The 14405-nt window shown below is 65.3% G+C and carries 15 protein-coding genes; all 15 read right to left on the bottom strand.

The features are described 5' to 3' along the window. Nucleotides 1–8: 8 nt before the first annotated feature. The 15 genes from DESUT3_RS05855 to rplQ all read right to left on the bottom strand — a co-directional run bounded on the left by DESUT3_RS05855 (nucleotide 9) and on the right by rplQ (nucleotide 14362). Nucleotides 9–1280, bottom strand: a complete 1272-nt coding sequence (locus DESUT3_RS05855) for a bifunctional folylpolyglutamate synthase/dihydrofolate synthase (RefSeq protein WP_221251507.1) — start codon at nucleotides 1278–1280, stop codon at nucleotides 9–11. 3 nt (nucleotides 1281–1283) lie between these two features. Next, nucleotides 1284–2132, bottom strand: a complete 849-nt coding sequence (gene accD, locus DESUT3_RS05850; protein WP_221251506.1) for an acetyl-CoA carboxylase, carboxyltransferase subunit beta — start codon at nucleotides 2130–2132, stop codon at nucleotides 1284–1286. Nucleotides 2133–2166: 34 nt separating this feature from the next. Then, the gene (locus DESUT3_RS05845; protein ID WP_221251505.1) at nucleotides 2167–2949 is read right to left on the bottom strand and encodes a 3',5'-cyclic-nucleotide phosphodiesterase; all 783 of its coding nucleotides are present in this window, start codon (nucleotides 2947–2949) and stop codon (nucleotides 2167–2169) included. Nucleotides 2950–3006: 57 nt separating this feature from the next. Continuing rightward, nucleotides 3007–3813: a tryptophan synthase subunit alpha gene (gene trpA / locus DESUT3_RS05840; protein WP_404827033.1), complete on the bottom strand. Its 807-nt coding sequence runs from the start codon at nucleotides 3811–3813 to the stop codon at nucleotides 3007–3009. 58 nt (nucleotides 3814–3871) lie between these two features. Next, the gene (locus DESUT3_RS05835) at nucleotides 3872–4552 is read right to left on the bottom strand and encodes a uracil-DNA glycosylase (protein ID WP_221251503.1); all 681 of its coding nucleotides are present in this window, start codon (nucleotides 4550–4552) and stop codon (nucleotides 3872–3874) included. A 3-nt stretch (nucleotides 4553–4555) separates the two neighbouring features. Continuing rightward, nucleotides 4556–5086 carry an SRPBCC family protein gene (locus DESUT3_RS05830; RefSeq protein WP_221251502.1) on the bottom strand — a complete coding sequence of 177 codons (531 nt, stop codon included), beginning with the start codon at nucleotides 5084–5086 and terminating at the stop codon, nucleotides 4556–4558. A 23-nt stretch (nucleotides 5087–5109) separates the two neighbouring features. Next, the gene (locus DESUT3_RS05825; RefSeq protein WP_221251501.1) at nucleotides 5110–6381 is read right to left on the bottom strand and encodes a DEAD/DEAH box helicase; all 1272 of its coding nucleotides are present in this window, start codon (nucleotides 6379–6381) and stop codon (nucleotides 5110–5112) included. A gap of 99 nt (nucleotides 6382–6480) precedes the next feature. Continuing rightward, nucleotides 6481–7677 carry a tryptophan synthase subunit beta gene (trpB, locus tag DESUT3_RS05820; RefSeq protein WP_221251500.1) on the bottom strand — a complete coding sequence of 399 codons (1197 nt, stop codon included), beginning with the start codon at nucleotides 7675–7677 and terminating at the stop codon, nucleotides 6481–6483. Further along, the gene (locus DESUT3_RS05815) at nucleotides 7678–8298 is read right to left on the bottom strand and encodes a phosphoribosylanthranilate isomerase (protein WP_221251499.1); all 621 of its coding nucleotides are present in this window, start codon (nucleotides 8296–8298) and stop codon (nucleotides 7678–7680) included. 48 nt (nucleotides 8299–8346) lie between these two features. Then, complete coding sequence (locus tag DESUT3_RS05810) at nucleotides 8347–9699, bottom strand: TrpB-like pyridoxal phosphate-dependent enzyme (RefSeq protein WP_221251498.1); 1353 nt, start codon at nucleotides 9697–9699, stop codon at nucleotides 8347–8349. 19 nt (nucleotides 9700–9718) lie between these two features. Next, nucleotides 9719–10501 (bottom strand): indole-3-glycerol phosphate synthase TrpC, encoded by a 783-nt coding sequence (gene trpC / locus DESUT3_RS05805; protein ID WP_221251497.1) that lies wholly within the window; start codon nucleotides 10499–10501, stop codon nucleotides 9719–9721. 44 nt (nucleotides 10502–10545) lie between these two features. Continuing rightward, nucleotides 10546–11598: an anthranilate phosphoribosyltransferase gene (gene trpD, locus DESUT3_RS05800; RefSeq protein ID WP_221251496.1), complete on the bottom strand. Its 1053-nt coding sequence runs from the start codon at nucleotides 11596–11598 to the stop codon at nucleotides 10546–10548. Between the two features lie 87 nt (nucleotides 11599–11685). Continuing rightward, the gene (locus DESUT3_RS05795; protein ID WP_221251495.1) at nucleotides 11686–12252 is read right to left on the bottom strand and encodes an anthranilate synthase component II; all 567 of its coding nucleotides are present in this window, start codon (nucleotides 12250–12252) and stop codon (nucleotides 11686–11688) included. A 2-nt stretch (nucleotides 12253–12254) separates the two neighbouring features. After that, on the bottom strand, nucleotides 12255–13736 hold the full coding sequence (gene trpE, locus DESUT3_RS05790) for an anthranilate synthase component I (protein ID WP_221251494.1): 1482 nt from the start codon (nucleotides 13734–13736) through the stop codon (nucleotides 12255–12257). 143 nt (nucleotides 13737–13879) lie between these two features. Continuing rightward, nucleotides 13880–14362, bottom strand: coding sequence for a 50S ribosomal protein L17 (gene rplQ / locus DESUT3_RS05785; protein WP_221251493.1), 483 nt, complete (start codon nucleotides 14360–14362; stop codon nucleotides 13880–13882). Between the last annotated feature and the right edge of the window lie 43 nt (nucleotides 14363–14405).

The following is a 14405-nucleotide window of genomic DNA, read 5'->3' as shown; positions in this document are numbered from 1 at the left end:
CGGTCGGCTCAGGGGCTCTGGATCAGCATACCGGACAGGGCTTCGCGGGCTGCGGCCACCAGAAACAGCGAACCGGCGACCAAGACGATCTCTCCCCGGCGGCGCTCGGTCAGGGCCGCCTGCAGGGCATCAGCGGGGGAGGCGAAAACCCTGGCAGGCCTGCCCGCAGCGGTGGCCTCGGCGGCCAACCGCTCGGCCGCGACGGGCTGATCAACCGGCGGCACCGTGCAATACACGGCCGCCACCAGGGGGAGCAGCGGGGCCAACACCGAAGCGACGGCCTTGTCGGCCTTCAGCCCGACAACCCAACGCACCCCGCTGATCTCCAGGGTGGCCAGATAGGCAGCCAGGGCCCGGGCGCCCCCCTCGTTGTGCGCACCGTCGAGTAGCACCTCGCGCCGCCCTTGCCACCATTCGAGCCGGCCGGGCCAGCGGACCTGCTCCACTCCGGCCCGCAGCGCCCCCTCGGGGATGGCGCTCCCCTGCCGGCGCAACAGCTCGGCGGCGCAGAGGGACAGCGAGAGGTTTTCGTGTTGGTGGGCGCCGGCCAGCGCTGGCCGCAGGCCGCTCAGCTGCACGTCGAGCCCCAGGTAGGAAAATCCCCCGGGCTCGGCGGCGGCGGAAAAATCCGCACCGAAAATTACGGTCGAGGCCTGCCGCTCACGCGCCAACCGGCGGAGCTCCTGCAGGCCTTCCGGCGCCTGCCGGCCGATCACTACCGGCACCCGGTCCTTGATGATCCCCCCCTTTTCCGCAGCGATGCTGACCAAGTCGGCGCCGAGATGTTCGGCATGGTCGAGGCTGATCGGGGTAATCACGCACAGGCGAGGCATGACCACGTTGGTGGCATCGAGCCGGCCGCCCATCCCCACCTCCAGCACCGCGAAATCGACTCCCCGCCGACTGAAGTACAGCAAGGCGAGGGCCGTGGTGAACTCGAAGAAGGTGACGGGGATGTCCTGGCACAGCAGGCGGAGCTCCTCGGTCAGGCGAACGACCTCGGGCTCCGCGATGGCTGTGCCGTCAACGCGAATCCGCTCGGTGAAGGAATGCAGGTGGGGAGAGCTGTAGTGGCCGGTCCGGTAACCGGCCCGGGTAAGGATCTCGGCCAGACAGGCGGTGACGGACCCCTTGCCGTTGGTCCCGGCGACATGCACGATCCCGAAATCTCTCTCGGGATGCCCCAGGCGTTCGAGGAGCAGGCGGATATTCTCGAGCCCGAGTTTGATCCCGAAACGCTGCAGCCCGTAGAGGTAATCCAGGGTCTGCTCGTACCCCACGGCTCAGCTCTTGGTGAAAATCCGCAAGATCTGGGAGAGCCGCGCCTTCATTTCCTGGCGACGGACAATCATGTCGACCATGCCGTGCTCGAGCAGATATTCGGAGCGCTGAAACCCGTCCGGGAGCTTCTGCCGGATGGTCTGCTCGATGACCCGCGGGCCGGCAAACCCGATCAGCGCCCGGGGTTCGGCCATATTGATGTCGCCAAGCATGGCGAAGCTGGCCGTGACCCCGCCGGTGGTGGGATCGGTCAGCACGGAGATGAAGGGGATGCCGGCGGCCTTGAGCTTGGCCAGGGCTGCGCTGGTCTTGGCCATCTGCATCAGCGACAGGATGCTCTCCTGCATGCGGGCCCCCCCGGAGGAGGAGAACACGATGACCGGGCGCCGATCCTCGAGCCCCTTTTCGATGGCCCGGGTGATCTTCTCGCCCACCACCGAGCCCATGCTGCCGCCCATGAAGCCGAAATCAAAGACCGAAACCACCACGGGCAGGCCGTTGATGGCTCCGGTGCCACAGACCACGGCATCGCCGGGGCCGCTTTTTTTCACCGCCGCCTTGATCCGGTCCTTGTATTTCTTGGAGTCCTTGAAATCGAGGAAGTCCACCGACAGCATCTCGGCGTCCAGTTCGGCAAAGGAGCCGGCGTCGAGGATCAGATCGATCCTGGCCCGGGCACTGATGCGGAAATGGTAGTCGCACTTCGGGCAGACATTGAGATTGCGCTCGATTTCCTTGGTATAGATGATTTCATTACAGTTTTTGCACTTGGTCCAGACGCCTTCGGGCATCTGCATTTTCTTGGTGTCAGCCGACGCGATGGGCGCCTTGGATTTTCTGAACCAGGCCATTTTGGTTACCTCGTTTTTTCCAGAAAAAATGCACTCAGAAGGAAAATTCCTCGCCGCCGCGAAGGACCTGCAATCGATCCTCGCCCAGGGCGCTAAGCTCCCCCAGGATCTCGTCGAGAAACTGGGGCTTCATGTGCAGAATCTTTATCGGCAAAGAGCCGCGATCCAGCTTGCGTAATTCGGCGGCCAGCAGGGCCGGAGTCAGATGGCCGCTGGCGTGGGCCAGACCCTCCAGGCGGTCGGGAAAGGTGGTTTCCACGAATGCCGCCGCCAGCCCCGGGCAGCAGCGCCCCATGGCCCAGAGCTCCTCGGTCACACCGGTATCGCCGGAAAACAGAACGGCCGACTCACCCTGACTCAGGCAGTAGCCGGCGGCAAACACCGGGTGGTTGGTTTGCACCCAGCGAACAGCGACGCCGCCGATCCGGGCATCCCGGCCGGCCGCCAGCGGCGCCAGTTCCACAGCGGGACCGTCCGGCCCGGGCAAGCGGGTGAAATCAGGCCAGATCCGATCGTTGAACAGGTGCTCCTGCACAGCCTCCAGAACCTGCTCGGGCCCCCATACCCGCAAGGGGGTTTTGCGCAGAGTCATGACGTTGTCCGCCAGAAAGGCCAGATCGACGATATGATCCAGGTGAGCATGGGTCAGCAGGATATCGTCGATGGCCAACTGCTGCTCCAGGGGCAGCAGCGAGGTGGCGGTGCCGGAATCCAGCAGCAGGCGGCCGTTCACCAGCAGACTGCTGGTCTGGTGGCCGGGCATGCGCGACCCGTAGCAACCCAGCACCTTGACTGTCAATCGGTTCTCTTCCGGCATCGGCTCCGAGCCCCCCCTGCCCCCGCCAGTTGCTCTCAGCCCCCCGGCCAGCGGGGTTCAGGCGGCCTGGCCGCGCACGGCGCTCTTCAGGCCCCGGACGAATGTCCCCACCTGGACCAGCAGTTCGCCTGAGGTGCCGTAGGCCTCGATGACCTTGACCAGGGCACTGCCGACCACCACGGCATCGGCGAAACGCCCGACGGACCGGGCGTCCGCGGCGGTAGAGATACCGAAGCCAACCGCCACGGGAACCGGGCTGAAGGCTTTGAGCTCGCGAACCGCGGTTTCAATCCCGCCGGCATCGACCTGGCGGGCTCCGGTCACCCCGGTCATGGAGACATAGTAAATAAACCCCTCCCCGCTCGCGGCCAGCCGGCTGGCCCGCTCCGGCGGGGTGGTGGGGGAAAGCAGGGTAATCAGGTTCACCCCGGCATCCCGCAAAAAGCCGTGAATCTCGCCGGCCTCCTCCGGCGGCAGATCGACCAGCAGCAGGCCATCCACCCCAGCGGCGGCCGCATCCTTGGCAAACCGCTCGGCCCCGTAGCGAAACACCGGGTTGTAATAACCCATCAGGATGATGGGAACGTTGGTATGCCGCCGGACCCGCGCGACCATCTGCAGAATTCCGGGCAGCGTGGTCCCGGCAGCCAGGGCTCTTTCGGAGGCGGCCTGGATGGTGGGCCCGTCGGCCATGGGGTCGGAAAACGGAAAACCGAGCTCGATGAGGTCGGCGCCCGCATCGACCAGCGTGTGGATGATCTCCTCGGTCCGCTCGAGGCTGGGGTCACCCGCTGTGACAAACGGGATCAGGGCCGCCTCCCCCAATTGTTTCAGGCGCTTGAATGTCGCCTCGATGCGTCCAATACTCATAGCTCTTCCCCGAATGCGAATCCTGAAATCTTAATCGAACCCCCGGGGCATTTCAACCGTTTTCTCCCCGGGCAAGCTGCCGCACGCGGTTCAGCAGATCCAGGAACATCGGTTCGGTGATCCGCCCGGTCTGCACGTTGTAGCGGCTGGTATGATAGCTGGCCACCAGCCAGGGGCCCGCAGCCGGCCGATAGACCGCCCCGTGGGCAAAGGGCAGTTCGGCAAGGCGCCGGATCTGTCCCTGCTGCTTGAGCCGCCGGAGATAACTGGTGAAGGCCCCCTGCCCCAGCGCGACCACCACCCGCAGATTCTCCAGGGCAGCCAGCTCCTGCTGGAGGAAGGGGCGGCAGGTTTCGAACTCGTCCGGGCGCGGGCGGTTTTCAGGCGGCACGCACTTGACCGCGTTGGTGATGTACAGGTCGCGAAGCTCCAGACCATCCCCCGCATGGGTGGCCTGCGCCTGGCTGGCGAACCCGGCACGGTGCAGCAGGGGGTACATGAAATCCCCGGCCCCATCCCCGGTAAAGGGGCGCCCGGTGCGATTGGCCCCATGGGCCCCGGGAGCCAGCCCCACCAGGCAGACCCGGGCCGCCGGATCGCCGAACCCGGGGACCGGAGCATTCCAATAGGCCTCCCGGGTACGACCGCCGGTGGGCGGCAGCTTGGCGATATACTCGGCCAGCCTCGAACATTTTCGACAGTCGCGCAGCCCCGGAAGGTCGGCTCCCAGCATCTGTTACTGCTCCAGTCCGGCGGGGGCCGTTTCTCCCCCGCGCTCCAGAAAGGCCCTGAGCGCTCCCAGAACCTGGTCGTGGTATTGGCCGAACTCATCCCGGCCGGTGATGCGGGCCAAAAAGGCCTGCGGCCCATGGATCGAGCTCTCCAGGAAAACTTCCGTCCCTTCGGCCATCTTCACCAGCTTGAAGGTGGTCAGCGTGTAGCTGCCCAGCACCCCGGGGCGGCGCCAGGCCAACTCCTTGGCCTCGACCATGGCCGACACGCTCGCCGGCTGGTCCGTCGGGGTCCCCCGCAGCTCCAGCTCGAAGGACGCCCCCCGCTGCCACCCCTGGGGGAGCCACGCCTTCTCCACCCCCGGCCACCATCGGGGCCAGTCTTCCACGGCCAGCAGGGTCGGCCAGATCTGCTCCGGCGACTGGGCAAAGCCCAGCGAGTTGGCGACGACGAAGGTGCTCGAGCGGGTGGTCAGCATCATCACGCCAAAGGCCACCCCCAGCAGAACCAGCAGCACTGCGAGTTTTTTCAGCACGTCAGATTCTCCCGCTGCCCGTATCAGGCCTTTTCCGGGCCCCGCCCCCCTTGGGAGCGACGCCGGGGCCGGCGCCGAGCCGGCTTTTTCTCCCCGCCCCCCTTTTTCTCGGGAGTGGGGGCCTTTTTGCGGGGAGTTGTGCGTTTGTAGTCCCAGACCAGGTCGTCCTCGTGGGGGAAATCGCTGGGGATCTTGCGCCCGATGTATTCCTCGATATCCGGCAGGTGAAAAACCAGGTCCTCATCGGCGAAGCTGATCGCCTTGCCCACCGCCCCGGCGCGGGCGGTGCGGCCGATGCGGTGGACATAGTCTTCGGCATCCTGGGGAAGATCGTAATTGACGACGTGGGTGACCCCCTCGATATGGATTCCCCGCGAGGCCACGTCGGTGGCCACCAGAAAGCGCAGCTTGCCCTCCTTGAAGTCGTCGAGGATCCGCATCCGCTTGCGCTGGGGGATGTCCCCGGAAATTACCGCAGCCTTGAACTCGTTGGCCTTGAGCCGCTCGGTGAGGTGCTCGGCTTCGCGCTTGGTGTTGACGAAGACCAGGACCCGGTCGGCGCCGGGTTCCTTTTTCATCAGGCCGAGCAGCAGCGGAAACTTCTCGCGCCGCGCCGCATGGTAGAGGATCTGCTCGACGCGCTCGGCGGTCACCTGCTCGGGCTGGATGGAGACCTTTTCCGCCAGATCCATGAATTCGTAGGCCAGCTCCATGACCCGGGTGGAGAGCGTGGCCGAGAACAGCATGGTCTGCCGATTTTCGAAGGGCGGGAGCTTGCGCAGGATGTAGCGCAGGTCGCGGATGAAGCCCATGTCGAACATGCGGTCGGCTTCGTCAATCACCAGCGCCTCGATGCGCTTGAAGGAAAAGACCCGCTGCTTGGCGTAATCGATCAGCCGCCCCGGGGTGGCGACGATGACATCGACCCCCGCCTGGAGTGCCTGGCGCTGCTTGTCGTAGTCGACGCCGCCGAAGATCGGCTGAACCTTGAAGGGGCAGCCGATGCCGAGCCCCTTGGCGTCTTCGCAGATCTGCACGACCAGCTCCCGGGTGGGGGCCAGGATCAGGGCGCGGGGATCCCCGGAGGTTTCAGCCGGCTGTTTCAGCAGGCGGGTGAACAGGGAGATGAGAAACGCCGCGGTCTTGCCGGTGCCGGTTTGGGCCTGGGCGGCCACGTCCCGCCCGTCCAGGGCCAGGGGGATCGACTCCTCCTGGACCGGGGTCAGGTCGGTGAATCCCATGTTTTCGATGCCCCGCATGACCTGTTCGGGCAGTGCCAGTTCGGTAAATTTCATTGTATCCTCATTCGAGGTTCGAGGTTCGATGTTCGTTGTCTGCGGTTCAACACTGGTCAATACAACATCGAACGCGGAACATGGAACGTCGAACAGATGTTAGAATTCCACGCCCATGGCCTCGGCCACGGTGTGGATGTCCTTGTCGCCCCTGCCGGAAAGGCAGACCACGATCACCTGGTCCCTGGCCATGGTCGGTGCCAGCTTGACCACGTGGGCGATGGCGTGGGAACTCTCCAGGGCGGGGATGATCCCCTCCTGCCGGGTGAGCAATTGAAAGGCCTCGAGCGCCTCGGCATCGGTCACCGAGACGTACTCGGCCCGGCCGATCTCGTGCAGATGGGCATGCTCGGGTCCGACCCCGGGGTAGTCGAGGCCGGCGGAGATGGAATGGGCATGCTCGATCTGCCCCTCGTCGTCTTGTAGCAGAAAGGTCTTGTTGCCGTGCAGAACGCCCACGGAGCCGGCGCTGATGCTCGCCGCGTGTTTGCCCGTGCCGACGCCGAGCCCGGCCGCCTCGACTCCCACCAGGCGCACCTGGCGGTCTTCGAGAAAGGGGTAGAACAGCCCCATGGCGTTGGAGCCGCCGCCGATGCAGGCCACCGCCACGTCGGGCAGGCGCCCCTCGAGCTCGAGGATCTGCTGCCGGGCCTCGCGGCCGATCACCGCCTGAAAATCGCGCACCAGCATCGGGTAGGGGTGGGGGCCGGCGACGGTGCCGATGATGTAGAAGGTGTCGCGCACGTGGGTGACCCAGTGGCGCAGGGCCTCGTTCATGGCGTCCTTGAGGGTGGCCGTGCCGCTGGTGACGCTGTGCACCTTGGCGCCGAGCAGCTTCATGCGAAAAACGTTGAGGGCCTGACGGCGAATGTCCTCCTTGCCCATGAAGATCTCGCACTCCATGCCGAACAGCGCCGCGACGGTGGCGGTGGCCACCCCGTGCTGCCCGGCACCGGTTTCGGCGATGACGCGATTCTTGCCCATCCGCCGCGCCAGCAGTACCTGGCCGACGGTGTTGTTGACCTTGTGGGCGCCGGTGTGGTTGAGGTCCTCACGCTTGAGATAGATGCGCGCCCCACCGAGCTTTTCGGTCAGCCGACCGGCGTAGTAGAGGGGACTCGGGCGGCCGACGTAGTGGTTGAGGTAGTAGTCGACCTCCTGCTGGAAGCCGGGGTCGGCCAGAGCCTGCTGGTAGGCCTGCTCCAGCTCCACCAGCGAGGGCATCAGCGTTTCTGCCACGTAGCGGCCGCCGAACTGGCCGAAGTGCCCCTTGTCATCGGGAAAACGGTAGGTCATTTACAACTCCGATACTTGCTTTGCGTTGCGGATGAAGGCCGCCACCTTCTGCGGGTCCTTGCGCCCGGGGGACGCTTCGACGCCGCTCGAGACGTCGACGCCGTAGGGCCGCACGGCGGCTACCGCGGCGGCGATGTTGTCCGGATTGAGCCCGCCGGCCAGGATCACCGGGCGGCGAGTTGCGGCCTCGGCGGCCAATTGCCAGTTGAAGCTCTCCCCGGTGCCGCCGTAGGCGCCCGCCACCCAGGCATCGAGCAGCAGGGCCGAAACCGGATAGGCCTCGGCGCCGGCCAGGCTGGAGGCATCTTTGACCCGCAGCGCCTTGACCACCCGCCGCGGCGGGAAGCTGCAGGCCGCCGGGGGTTCGTCGCCGTGCAGTTGGATCACGTCCAGCCCGCATTCCGCGGCGATGCTGGAAATGCTCTCAGGCTGCGCGTTGACGAACAGCCCGACACTGGTGATAAAGGGCGGCAGGGCCGCTATGATCTTCCGGGCCTGCCCCGGGGTCACGCAGCGCGGGCTCTTCTGGTAAAAAACCAGACCCAGCGCGTCGGCCCCGCAGGCGGCGGCGTGCAGGGCGTCCTCGACGCAGGTGATGCCGCAGATCTTTACCCGTACCATGATACCACCATCGGCTGCCGGGCGCGGTGAGCCGCCCGCAACATTTCCTTATTCAACCTCGGGCAGGTTGGCCAGCGACTTGCGGATGCTCTCCTCGGGATACTCGTAGTCCTCGAGGTTACCCGACAGAAAGGAATCGTAGGCGGCCATGTCGAGTTGGCCATGCCCCGAGAGGCAGAACAGGATGGTCCTCTCCTTCCCTTCCTCCTTGGCCAGCACCGCCTCGTCGATGGCGGCACGCACCGCGTGGGAGGACTCCGGCGCCGGCACGATCCCCTCGTGGCGGGCGAACAACACCGCCCCTTCGAAGCAGGCGTTCTGCCGGTAGGCCCTGGCCTCGATCTGCCCGAAGTGGTAGAGCTGGGAGACCAGCGGCGAATCGCCGTGGTAGCGCAGCCCGCCGGCGTGAATACCCGGCGGCATGAAGTCGTGGCCCAGGGTGTACATCTTGGCGATGGGCGCCATCTTGGCGGTATCGCCGTAATCAAAGGCATACACGCCCTTGGTCAGGGTCGGGCAGGATGCCGGCTCCACCGCCAGGCAGCGCACCTGGCGTCCGGCGGCACGGTCGGCCAGAAAGGGGAAGGCGACCCCGCCGAAGTTGGAGCCGCCGCCGCAGCAGCCGATGACCACATCGGGATAATCGCCGGCGATCTTGAGCTGCTCCTTGGCCTCGAGGCCGATCACCGTCTGGTGCAGGCAGACATGGTTGAGCACGCTGCCCAGCGCGTAGTTGGTGTCGGCGTGGCTGGCAGCGTCCTCCACCGCCTCGGAGATGGCGATTCCCAGGCTGCCGGGACTGCTTGGATCCTGGGCCAGGATGCTGCGCCCGGCATTGGTGAACTCGGAGGGGGACGGGATCACCTTGCCGCCCCAGAGTTCCATCAGGCTCTTGCGGTAGGGCTTCTGCGTGCAGGAGACCTTGACCATGTAGATGGTGCACTCCAGGCCGAACATGCTGCAGGCCAGCGCCAGCGAGCTCCCCCACTGCCCGGCGCCGGTCTCGGTGGCCAGCCGGCGAATCCCGGCCTGCTTGTTGTAATAGGCCTGGGGGATGGCGCTGTTGGGCTTGTGCGAGCCGGCGGGTGAAACCCCTTCGTACTTGTAGTAGATTTTGGCCGGGGTGCCCAGGGCCTGCTCGAGGCGTCGGGCCCGGAACAGGGGAGATGGACGCCAAAGCCGGTAGATCTCCCGGACCGGCTCGGGGATGTCGATCCAGCGCTGGGTGGAAACCTCCTGCTCGATGATCGCCATGGGGAAGATCGGGGTCAGGTCATCGGGGGTCACCGGCTTGAGAGTCCGGGGGTTGATCACCGGAGCGAGCGGACCCGGCAGGTCGGGGATCACGTTGTACCACTGTTTGGGGATCTGGCTCTCCTCCAGAAGGATCTTGGTCTGCAACGCCGCCTCCATTGAAAATTCAGTCGACTAACAGGGAATGCAGTTTGGCTTCGAAATCCGCCTCGCGCATCAGACTCTCGCCGATGAGAAAAGCCCGGGCCCCAGCGGCCTGCAGTCGCCGGATATCTGCGCGGCTGCCGATGCCGCTCTCGGAGACCACCAGGCGTTCGGAGGGGATCATGCCGAGCAGCCGCTCGGTGGTGCCAAGGTCGGTCCGGAAGGTCTTCAGGTTGCGGTTGTTGATGCCGATCAGCTCGACGGGAAGCTGCAGCGCCATCTCCAGTTCCGCCTCGTCGTGAACCTCGAGCAGCACATCGAGGCCGAGCTCTCCTGCAATTTCGCTGAAGCGGCCGAGGGTCTCGAGGTCGAGGGCGGCGGCGATCAGCAGCACCGCATCGGCCCCGTGCACCCGGGCCTCGACGATCTGGTAGGGGTCGATGATGAATTCCTTGCGCAGCAGCGGCAAGCGCACCGCTTCGGCAATCCGCGAGAGATAGGCGAGTTCGCCGAGAAAGAACCGGCTGTCGGTGAGCACCGACAGGCAGCAGGCCCCGGCCCGCTCGTAGCCGCGGGCAATGGCCAGCGGATCGAAATCGGGCCGGATCACCCCCTTGGAGGGCGACCCTTTTTTCACCTCGGCGATGATGGCGGTGCCGCCCTGCGCCTGGGTCCGCAGCGCCCGCGCGAAGCCGCGGGGTGCCGGCAGCCCGGCCAGCGCTTCGCGCAGCCGCTCAAGGGAAACCAGGGCCTTGGCCTGGGCCACCTCCTGCTGCTTGTGTTCGAGTATCTGATCGAGAATCATGTTCCTGCCAGCTGTTGAGATCTCTGCAAAGCCGCCCTGGGAGTTCAGCACTCCCGGCTCATTTTCACCAGGGCTTCCAGTTTGGCCAGGGCCTGGCCGCCGTCGATGGCCCCTGCCGCCCTCTGCAGTCCGGCGGGGACGTCCTCGGCAAGCCCGGCGGCAACCAGGGCGAAAGCGCTGTTGAGCAGGACGACCTCGCGTTTGGGACCGGCCTGCCCGGAGAGCACCTCGCGGACGATCTCCGCGTTGCGCTCGGCGTCCCCCCCCTGCAGGTCACTCAGCGAGCAGCGGCTCAGGCCGAAGTCTTCGGGGTCGATGGTATAGAAGTTGACCTCGCTGTCGCGAATTTCGCCGACCCGCGTCGGCCCGGTCAAGGTCACCTCGTCCATGCCGTCCATGCCGTGCACCACGAAGCCGCGCCGGCACCCCATCTGGCTGAGCACCCGGGCCAGGGTTTCGACCAGGTCCTCGCGGTAGACACCCAGCACCTGGCGGTCGGCGCCTGCGGGGTTGGTGAGGGGGCCGAGGATATTGAAGATGGTGCGGATGCCGATCTCCCGGCGCGGGCCGATGGCATGCTTCATGGCGCCGTGCAGGGCGGGGGCAAACAGGAAGCCAACGCCGAGTTGGTTGATGCAGGCCTCGACCTGGACAGGGCTCAGCTCGAGGCTTACCCCGAGGCGCTCGAGCACATCGGCGCTGCCGCAGGCCGAGGAGATGCTGCGGTTGCCGTGCTTGGCCACCTTGGCGCCGCAGGCGGCGACCACGAAGGCCACGGTGGTGGAGATGTTGAAACTCTTGGTGCCGCTGCCGCCGGTGCCGCAGGTATCGAGGATGGTCTCGCGGTCAAGGTTGATCTCATCCCGGTCGAGGCCCACCACCCTGCCGACCCGGATCGGCGTGGCGCGGGCACGCATGACCCGGGCGGCACCGGTGATCTCCGCCACGGTTTCGCCCTTCATGCGCAGCGCGGTGATAAAGGCGCTGATCTGGGCTGGAGTCGCCTCGCCACCCATGACCTGATCCATGACGTCGACCATCTCCGCTTCGCTCAGGTCGATCCGTTCAACCACCTTGGCAATCGCCTCTTTGATCATGTGCAACCCCCGTGAGGCGTAAGGAGTGAGGGGTGAGGAGAAAAAAGAATTGCGCCTCTCTCCTCACGCCTCTCTCCGCACGCTTAGTCAGGTCATTTCCAGAAAGTTCTGCAGCAGCCGCTTCCCCTCTACCGTCAGGATCGACTCGGGGTGGAACTGCACGCCCCAGAGGGGCAGCTCGCGATGCTCCAGCCCCATGATGCAGCCGTCCTCGGTCCAGGCCGAAACGCGCAGGCACTCGGGAAGGGAGGGGCGCTCCACGATCAGCGAGTGGTAACGGGTTGCCACAAAGGGGTTGGAGAGACCGCGGAACACACCGCTGCCGTCGTGAAAGATGGGGCTGGTTTTTCCGTGCATGAGTTCACCGGCGCGGATTACCCGGCCGCCGAAGGCGTGGCCGATGGCCTGGTGGCCGAGACAGACGCCGAGCATGGGAATCTGCCCGGCCAGCCTCTGCAGCACCTCCACCGAGATGCCGGCTTCGGCGGGGGAGCAGGGCCCGGGCGAGATCACCAGCCGCCGGGGGCGCCTTGCCGCAATCTGCTCCACGGTGATCTTGTCATTGCGGTGGACCTCCACCTCCTCGCCCAGTTCCTGAAGGTACTGGACCAGGTTATAGGTGAAGGAGTCGTAGTTGTCGAGCATCAGCAACATCGTCAGTCCAATCCCCTGCGCGCCATTTCGATCGCCTTTTTGACCCCCATCGCCTTGTTCACCGTTTCCTGATACTCGGCGTCCGGGTCCGAGTCGGCGACAATTCCCGCCCCGGCCTGCAGATGGATCCGATCCCCCTGGATCACCAGGGTGCGGATGGCGATGGCCATGTCCATGTTGCCGGAAAAAGAGAAGTAGCCCACCGCCCCGCCGTAGACCTCGCGCCGGCTCGGCTCGAGTTCGTCGATGATCTCCATGGCCCTGATCTTGGGCGCACCACTGAGCGTCCCGGCGGGAAAGGTCGCGCGGAAAACATCGAAGGCGTCCCGCTGGCCGTCGAGCAGCCCGCGCACGTTGGAGACAATGTGCATGACGTGCGAGTAGCGTTCGATCACCATCAGCTCGCTGACTTCGACGCTGCCGGTGGCACAGACCCGGCCGAGATCGTTGCGCCCCAGGTCGACCAGCATGATATGTTCGGCGCGCTCTTTAGGGTCGGCCAGCAGTTCCTGTTCGAAGCGCAGGTCCTCCTCGGGGCATGCGCCCCGCGGCCGGGTTCCGGCGATGGGCCGCACCTCGACCTGCTCCCCCTCCTTGCGGACCAGCACCTCCGGAGAGGCCCCCACCACCAGGGTCTCGCCGAAGCGCAGGAAAAACATGTAAGGGGAAGGATTGATGGTGCGCAGGGCCCGGTAGATATCGAAGGGATCGGTGTCCAGATGCCCGGAGAAGCGCTGGGAGAGCACGACTTGGAAGATGTCCCCGGCGCGGATGTATTCCTTGCAGCGTCCCACTGCCTGCATGAAGCCTTCGCGGGAGAAATTGGCGCTGAGCTCCCCCCCCAGGGAGGCATTGGTTTTGGTTGCACTATGCTCCAGCGGGCGGCGCAGCTTTTCGATCAGGGCCTCTATTTCTCGAATTCCCTGCCGGTAGGCCGCTGCTGGATCGGCCCCGGGAGCCAGGTGGACATTACTGACCACCTTGATTTTCTGCCGCATGTTGTCGAAGATGAGCAGGGTGCGGGTGAGCAGAAAACAGCTGTCGTAGGCCCCGATCTGCCGAGGGTTGGCATCGGGCAACTGTTCGACGAAACGCACCATGTCATAGCCGAGATAGCCGACCGCGCCGCCGAAAAATCGCGGCAGCCCCTCCACCTGCACCGGCCGGTAAGGCTCGAGAAAGCGTCGCAACTCAGCCAGCGGGTCGACCGAGTCGCCCTGCTTGAGGATCCGGCCATCCTCAAGGACCTCGAACCGGGTGCCGCTGCTGCGAAACACCAGCCCCGGACCGCTGCCGAGAAAGGAATAGCGCGCCCACTTCTCTCCCCCCTCGATACTTTCCAGAAGAAAAGCGGTGCGGCCGTCGTCGATCTTTTTGAAAGCGGACACAGGAGTCTCCATGTCCGCGAGGATCTCGCGGTAAACCGGAATCAGGTTCCCCTTTCCGCTAAGATCGACAAACTGTTCGAGGCTCGGAAAATACATGAAATCTCCGCAGAGTAAAGTGCGTAAAGGTAGCACGAAAAACCCCGCACGGTCAAGAAACGCCCCCCGGGGAAACCCCGGAAAAAAAAAGGGCAAGGGATTGATTCCCTTGCCCTTCTTCACCTCGCAGGAGGATAAGCTGGCTATTCTTTGGCTTCTTCTGCTGGCTCGGCAGCTTCGGCGGGCGCCTCGACAGCCGGTGCTTCGACGGCCGCTGCCTTGGCGGCAGCCTTGGGTGCGGCAGCCTTCTTGCTCGGCTTGGCGGTGAATTCCTCTTCCACCAGCTCGATCAGGGACAACGCCGCGTTGTCGCCAGCGCGGGCCCCCAGCTTGATGATCCGAGTGTAACCGCCGGGGCGGTCCTTGTACCGCGGAGCCACCATTTCGAACAGCTTGCCGACCACCTTGCGGTCACGAATGACCTGCAGGGCCTGGCGGCGGGAGTGCATATCACCACGCTTACCCAGGGTGATCATCTTCTCGGCCACCTTGCGCAGCTCCTTGGCGCGAGCATCGGTCGTGGTGATCTTTTCGTGCTCGATCAGCGAGGTCACCATATTGCGCATCATGGCCGCCCGGTGGCTCGAATTACGGCCGAGCCGTCTGCCGGTCTTATTGTGGCGCATGTTTCTCTGGTCCTTTCTTTAATAAACCCGACTCGGGCCGGCG

Origin of the sequence: Desulfuromonas versatilis, assembly GCF_019704135.1 — a bacterium.
Classification (GTDB): Bacteria; Desulfobacterota; Desulfuromonadia; order Desulfuromonadales; family NIT-T3; genus Desulfuromonas_A; species Desulfuromonas_A versatilis.
This window is presented reverse-complemented; position numbering and strand designations above follow the sequence as displayed.